Annotated in this window: 5 protein-coding genes and 1 riboswitch; of the genes, 2 read left to right on the top strand and 3 right to left on the bottom strand. The window is 64.5% G+C overall.

The features are described 5' to 3' along the window. The coding region (locus tag ACH107_RS28140) for a CAP domain-containing protein (protein WP_412509033.1) at positions 1 to 1078 on the bottom strand (1078 nt) is incomplete at its 3' end. A gap of 487 nt (positions 1079 to 1565) precedes the next feature. Here ACH107_RS28140 and ACH107_RS28135 point away from each other — a divergent pair. Further along, complete coding sequence (locus ACH107_RS28135) at positions 1566 to 3773, top strand: NADP-dependent isocitrate dehydrogenase (protein ID WP_412509032.1); 2208 nt, start codon at positions 1566 to 1568, stop codon at positions 3771 to 3773. Positions 3774 to 4259: 486 nt separating this feature from the next. Here the strand turns inward: ACH107_RS28135 and ACH107_RS28130 are convergent, their stop codons facing one another. Together ACH107_RS28130 and ACH107_RS28125 are read right to left on the bottom strand one after the other, a co-directional pair. Continuing rightward, a complete protein-coding gene (locus ACH107_RS28130) occupies positions 4260 to 5204 on the bottom strand; it encodes a hypothetical protein (RefSeq protein WP_412509031.1) in 945 nt (314 codons plus the stop codon). Between the two features lie 399 nt (positions 5205 to 5603). Beyond that, a complete protein-coding gene (locus ACH107_RS28125; protein ID WP_412509030.1) occupies positions 5604 to 6395 on the bottom strand; it encodes a hypothetical protein in 792 nt (263 codons plus the stop codon). Between the two features lie 138 nt (positions 6396 to 6533). Next, a riboswitch (TPP riboswitch) is annotated at positions 6534 to 6638 on the top strand. A gap of 50 nt (positions 6639 to 6688) precedes the next feature. Between ACH107_RS28125 and ACH107_RS28120 the strand changes: the two genes are divergently transcribed. Further along, positions 6689 to 7125 (top strand): bifunctional hydroxymethylpyrimidine kinase/phosphomethylpyrimidine kinase (locus ACH107_RS28120; RefSeq protein ID WP_412509029.1); only part of this gene is annotated, 437 nt, incomplete at its 3' end.

Below are 7125 nucleotides of genomic sequence, written 5' to 3'. Positions count from 1 at the left end.
TATTGTCGCGCCCGGCGCCGCCGTCGATCACGTCGTCGCCGTCGGACCCGGCAATCTGGTCATCGCCGTCACCGCCCGTCAGCGTGTCATTGCCCGCCCTGCCGGCGATCACGTCGTCGCCGTCGAGTCCATCGATGGTGTCGTCGGCATCCGTGCCGACCAGCGTGTCTGCCGTCTCGCTCCCGGTGATCTCGTCACCCGGATTGGCCGACGATGCGGGCCGGGAGGCCGATGCGGCCTGGGCGTCGAGCTTCACGTTCTCCCCGCCGATCGTGACGGAGGCGGTGACAACGCCATCCAGCGCGGCGCCCGAGAAGGTCACGTCATAGGTGCCCGCCGGCAGCGCCATCTGGTAGCCACCGCTGTCCCACGTGGACGTGATGAAGCTGTCGAAGGCATTCTCGGCCGTCACCCTGATGTCGCCCATGCCTTCGCCCAGGTCGTATTGATCATCGTTGTCGGTGTCATTGATGACGACGCCCACCAACTGCTGTGCGTAGTCGCGCCGCGTGGCGAAATGCTGGGTGACGACATGGGGGCCGACATCCGTGTCCGGATCATTCTCGGCAAGATCGGAAAGACCGACCTCGTCATAGACCGGGTCCATGATCGTGTCGCGGTGGCCCGGCGGGTTCTGGATGCCGGTGGGCGTGTCGCCCCAGTCGATGAAAAACCCCGCGTGCGTGTGCAGCGGGTCCTGACCGAAGGCGTAGATGTTCTCGGCAACGGTTTGGGGCCGGGCGTAGCCCGCCTCCGTGACCCGTTCTAGATAACCAGGCTCGTCGCCCAGATAGTGGCTTTGCTCGTCAAAGTCGATCATCAGTTGCGAATGCGTCTCGGCCGATTGTCCGAGGGCCGAGTTCCAGGCCACGGGCGCCACGGGCGTCAGGGCGTCGAACTGGTCACGCAGCAGGTCGAGATCGGTGTCGAAAAAATCCAGCGCGTTGGTGATGTTGTCCGCCACGGCCTCGCCCGTGGCGGCGTTGACGATCAGTTCATCGAATTCGCCCTGCGGGTCGGTCCGCGCCCTGTTGATGAATTCCAGCAGAGACTGTTCGAAGTCCGAGGGGTGCTGCATCGTATCTACCTTCTCCTGTTTCCTGCCATCAGCGTGATGACCCCGCCCCGGCTGAGTGCGTTCTGGCGCGTCCTGTCAGCCGTTCGTGTCATCATCTGCCCGACCTGTTCCTCGCCGCAGGCTAGTCGATCCGCCGCCCGGGTCAAATGTCACGCCGCCTGCGCGGTAAACCGTGCGGCGCAGCGGCAGAAATGACACGTGGCGGCGCCGAATCCCCCGAAGCTGTCCTGCAGGTTTCATCTTTCACGGGGGATGTTAAAATCGCGTATGCGGTTAGGGTATGGCCGCGTCGGGGCATCTTTGTGTCAGGCGTCCCGGGCCGAGGCGCGGGTCCCCTTGCGACAGCGGGAGTTGCCGCGGTACAGGCCGAGGCGGCGCGCAGCCGTGCCTGCCGGGGCGCCGGGGCGTCGATTTTCCCGAGCGGGATATAGACCCGGCGAATTTGGTGTACTATAGTATACCAAACTTTAGCGAGGCTTGGACAACCATGGACACGAAGAACGCACCCGACATCATCTACACCAAGGTCGACGAGGCGCCGGAGCTGGCCTCGGCCTCCCTGCTGCCGATCATCCGCAGCTTCGCGGCGGCGGCCGGCGTCAGCGTGGGCACCAAGGATATTTCGCTGGCCGGCCGGATACTTGCCGCCTTCCCGGAGTACCTGGACGCCGACCAGCGCCAGAACGACGACTTGGCCGAACTGGGCGAACTGGTCAAGACGCCGGAGGCCAATGTCATCAAGCTGCCCAACATCTCGGCCTCGGTGCCGCAGCTGGTCGAGGCGATTCGCGAATTGCAGGGGCAGGGATACGCGCTGCCCGATTACCCGGACGCCCCCGAGACCGAGGAGGAGAAAACCGTACGCGCCAAGTATGACGCCGTGAAGGGCTCGGCGGTGAACCCGGTGCTGCGCGAGGGCAATTCCGACAGGCGCGCGGCCGCGGCCGTCAAGAAGTTCGCCCAGGACAACCCGCACCGCATGGGCGACTGGTCGGCCGACAGCAAGACGCGCGTGGCCTCGATGTCGGGGGGGGATTTCTTCTCCAACGAGGTGTCGGCCACGCTTGACGACGCGGCCACGGCAAAGATCGTGCTGACCGCCGCCGACGGCACCGAGACCGTTCTGAAAGACGGGGTGAGCTATCCCGCCGGGACGGTCGTGGACGCGACCTACATGTCGGCCCGTGCGCTCGACGCGTTCCTCGCCGAGGAGATCGAGAAGACCAAGGCCGACGGCACGCTCTTCTCGCTGCACATGAAGGCCACGATGATGAAGGTCAGTGACCCGATCATCTTCGGCCACGCGGTCAAGGAATTCCTCAAGCCGGTCTTCGACAAGTACGGCGACGAGATGAAGGAACTGGGCGTCGATCCCGCCTCGGGGCTGGAGGACCTGCTGACCCGTGTCGAGGGCAAGCCCGAGATCAAGGCCGAGATCGAGCGCGTGATGGCCGAGCGCCCGCCGATGTACATGGTCGATTCGTCCAAGGGCATCACCAACCTGCACGTGCCCTCGGACGTCATCATCGATGCCTCGATGCCCGCGCTGATCAAGGCCGGCGGCAAGGGCTGGGGCCCCGACGACGCGCAGCACGACACGACCTGCGTGATCCCCGACAATTCCTACGCGCCGGTCTATGACGAGACGATCAACTACTTCAAGGAAACCGGCAAGCTCGATCCGGCGACCTGCGGCACGGTGCAGAACATCGGGCTGATGGCGCAGAAGGCCGAGGAATACGGCAGCCACCCGACGACCTTCGAGATCCCGGCCGACGGTACCGTGCGCATGGTGCTGCAGGATGGTACCGCCCTGCACGAGCACAAGGTCGAGGCGGGCGATATCTGGCGCTCGGCCAGCGCGCGCAAGGCCCCGATCGAGGACTGGGTGCAACTGGCCATCGACCGGCAGAAGGCCGAGGGCTGCGAGGCGATCTTCTGGCTGGACGAGACCCGCGCGCATGACGCGGAGCTCATCAAGTACGTGCGACCGATCCTCGAGGCGAAGGGCGTGGCCGACAAGTTCGCGATCATGGCCCCGCGCGAGGCGACGCGCCAGACACTGGAAACGATCCGGGCGGGCCGCAATTCCATCGCGATCACCGGCAACGTGCTGCGCGATTACCTGACCGACCTGTTTCCGATCCTCGAATTGGCGACCTCGGCCAAGATGCTGTCCATCGTCAAGCTGATGAACGGCGGCGGGCTGTTCGAAACGGGCGCGGGCGGCTCCGCGCCCAAACATGTCGACCAGTTGATGGAGGAAAACCACCTGCGGTGGGACAGCCTGGGCGAGTTCTGCGCGTTGGGCGAAAGCCTCAAGTTCCTTGCCGATGCGCGCGACAACGCCAAGGCGCGCGTTCTGGGCAAGGCCGTCGAGGACGCGACGCAGGGCGTGCTGGACAACGACCGGTCACCCTCGCGCAAGGTGGGGGAGCCGGACAACCGTGACAGCCATTACTGGTTCGCGCGCTACTGGGCCGAGGCGCTGGCCGCGCAGGGCGAGGATGGCGACATCGCCGCCCACTTCGCACCCGTCGCCAAGGCGCTGGCCGACGGCGAGGCGGCGATCGTGCAGGAACTGGCCGCGCCGCAGGGCAAGCCGGTCGATCTGGGTGGCTACTACCATGGCGACGACGAAAAGATCGCCGCGGTGATGCGCCCGTCGGCCACGCTGAACGGGATCATCGGCTGACCCGCCCGGACAAGGCCCCTGAACAAGCGCGGCGCCCGGCCCGGCACTGGCCCTTTGCCGTGGATGATGCACGGGAGACCCCGCAGTGGCTCGGAGCGTGATGACCGCTCCGAGCCCGTTTTAGCAGAGGCTGCGTGTTGCACGAATGCCCGCCTTGCGCCGCGAGGGGCTTTGCAAAGTGGCACCGTAGTTGAGCTGTTGCGGGATGGAGCAGACGTCGGATAAAGCCGCGCATCGCCGACGCGCGCGGTGGCGAAGCGATGATGGGGCTGGGCACTTTATGACAGCCACATCCGAACGAGATCAGAGCGATGTGCCCAGCCTCACCCAATCGCCGCCGCGTGGGGGCGCGTCGGCGATGCGCGGCGGGCTTCGCCCTCGACTCCGCGCAGGGCAAGAATGTCGGCTGTGCGCAGGGAGTGGAATTTGCAAAGTCGGCAAAAAAAGGCCGTGTTCTTGATCGGTTCTGGGTAGAATTCTTTTTGTTTATCGTAGTTCTTTGCTAATTTTCATCGCGTACGCGATTTCCGGCAGCAGCTTCTCTGATCGACCCGAACTAATCGTTTCCACCAAGGTCCGGAGCGCTGCCTTACCAGCAACTGCTCCTGCAGGTACAAGTCCACCGCCAACATACGCTGCACCAATAGCCGGGACTCCGTCTTTCCAAAAAGAGTATCCGGCTCGGCGCAGCTGACGAGCTGCCAACGAAGAGACTCGCTCTTCAATAAGCCTCGCTTTCGGCGCTAACTTAAATGCAGCCTCGCTTTCAGCCCATCGGATCACATCATTGTAATCGCCGGTCTTCAGCCCCTCGTATGCTTTCTGTGCCAAATTTGCTGAAGCTTCAAGGTAGCTGTGCCGCTCTTCCTTGAGCTTATCCTTTATACGCTCGATTTCCTCGTCCGCGACCAGATCGAATGAGACATTGGGCAAAATGACTTCCAGCCCTACAGCAGCAAGACAAAGAATGGCGGTCTGCGCGTTCAATCCGTTGTCTCGAAGGTGAGCTCTATGAACCATTTCTGACGTCGAGAGAACAAACTCTCGCTTTGGAACAACCAAACCCGACATCGCGCCGGTCTCCGGATCTGCTGGTTTCTCCCAGGATCCCTCTTCCAGATAGACCAAGGCAGGCGCTTTGAGTGTCTTTGGGCTTCCCGGGTATAGATCGTGGGATTTTAGAATGTTCTCCTGCGCAACGGAGAGCTGATCTGGATCCCAGCCCAACGCATCAAGCGTTTCTCGCTTCACCCATTCATTGTTGAAATAGAAGACAGCAGGCGTCGCAACGTCAGCAACAAATCGCATGCAGCTAAGAAATGGTCGATTTGGAGGAACGCTTTTCTCCCCAATGTCCAATGCTGCGCGATAAAACACTATTCTTTTCCTACTTTCGAAGATCACCAACCTGAAGTTGTCGGCGACCAGCATTGTATGCGATACGTCCGCTGTGGCCAAGAGTACTCACCCGGATACCAAGCTGTCTTCTGAAGGGAGCGGACGGCCCTCCGTGCCCGTGAACCGCGCTATGCAGCAACATGCATGAGAGTCCGCTTCGGGCTGGGAGCGGTCATTTAGGTCTGTCGAAGGCACGGCACCTTTGTCCGCACGGCCGGCCTTCATCGCAACCGGTTCCCGAATATGTGTTCGGGATCTCGATACGTGTCATCAGGCTGTCCCGAACGGCCCTCAGCGCCGCGCTGCATCATTTGCTGCAAAGGGCCGGGGCCCGCAGGCCGGGCGTTTCATTGACGGGGGTCATGACTGCAGGCCGCAGGCGGGCCCGGCATCGCCCGCCCGTGCCCGACCTTGCCGGCCGCCTTTCAACGCTCAGGCGTCCAGCAGCCCCTCGAACCGACTCCCCTGCAGCGCCTGCGCACAGGCCGCCCGGTTGGCGATCATCTGCGCCGGGGGGACCGTGACGATCTTTTTCATCCGGATCTCCGTGCGCCACGGCCGCAGCCCCAGAAAGGAAAACACGTCGGCGATCATCGCTTGGCGCCGCGCCTCGTCGGCGTAGAAATCGTCGTAGCGCAGGATGCGGACCTGCCGCGCCGGCAGCTCCTCCAGCATCTCCGTCAGCAGCCGGTTTTCCGCCGCGACCGTGTCGAGCAGCGCGGCGATGCGGTCGGGCGCGATCTCGAGCACGGGTTTGTCCGCCGCGGCCCCGTCGCGATTGGCCACGACGCCGGTCCGGTCAAGCAGTTGCCACGACACGAGCCGTCCGAGAATGTCGTCGCGGACCAGCCCCACCACCTTGACGTCGGGCCGGTCCCGCAGCCAGCCGCGCTGGCCGTCCGCCGCCATCAGCGTGGCGAACTCCTTGAACCCGAGCGTGCGGATACGGCCAAGCGGCTTGACTTCGCCCGGCCGCAGCCGCACAAGGCGCCCTGCCGTCCGCACCGCCGACATCGACCGGACGAGCCGCGAACGCCGCGTCAGCGCGTCAAGGTACCCGGCGGTGTCGTCGGGGTAGAGCCCCAGCTTGTCCCGCACCTGCCGCACGCGGTTCCACGGCCCCAGTACCTCGCCGACATTCAGCAGGTCGGGATGCTGGTTGAGCAGGTTGACCAGCGTGTTGGACCCGCTCCGCCCCAGGGTGAGAATGACGTGGCGCTCCATGCGAACCGTTCCCGGAAATGACCCGACCGGAGTTCAGCCTAGGCAAGAACCCCGCAGGACGCCACCCGGCATCGAAACGGGCAGCGCCGGCGGGGCACGCGGACGGCTTGCCACCGCCCGCCGTCTGCCCTAGATCAGGTTCATCCGTTGGGGTGCCCCGCAAAAGGGGGCTGAGAGGCCGCGCGCCAACCCATCGAACCTGATCCGGGCAATACCGGCGTAGGGAACGGAAGATGTTCGTGGCGACACGCCCCTTTCCCGTCCCGTTGCCGGCTGCCCTTGGCGGAGGAAGAATGGGAAAGATCGCGAAACTTCTTGTCATCGCAGGCTCCGACAGCGGCGGCGGCGCCGGTATCCAGGCGGATATCAAGGCCGCGTCGGCGCGCGGGGTCTATGCCGCCACCGCGCTGACCGCCGTCACCGCGCAGAACACCGCCGAGGTGCGCGCCGTCGAATTCCTGCCGCCGGGCATGGTCGCGGCCCAGATCGCCGCCGTGCTGGACGATATCGGCGCCGACGCGGTCAAGATCGGGATGCTGGGGGCACCGGCCATCATCGCGGCCGTGGCGGACGCGCTGGACGGCTTCGGCGGGCCGGTGGTACTCGACCCGGTGATGGTGGCCAAGTCCGGCGATCCGCTGCTGCCCGATGACGCGGTCGCCACGCTCCGCGACAGGCTCGTGCCGCGCGCGACCCTGCTGACGCCGAACCTGCCCGAGGCCGCGCGCCT

Source organism: Roseovarius halophilus (ex Wu et al. 2025) (assembly GCF_047086965.1).
The sequence above is the reverse complement of the archived record's forward strand: the minus strand, read 5'-3'. Positions and strand labels throughout refer to the sequence as shown.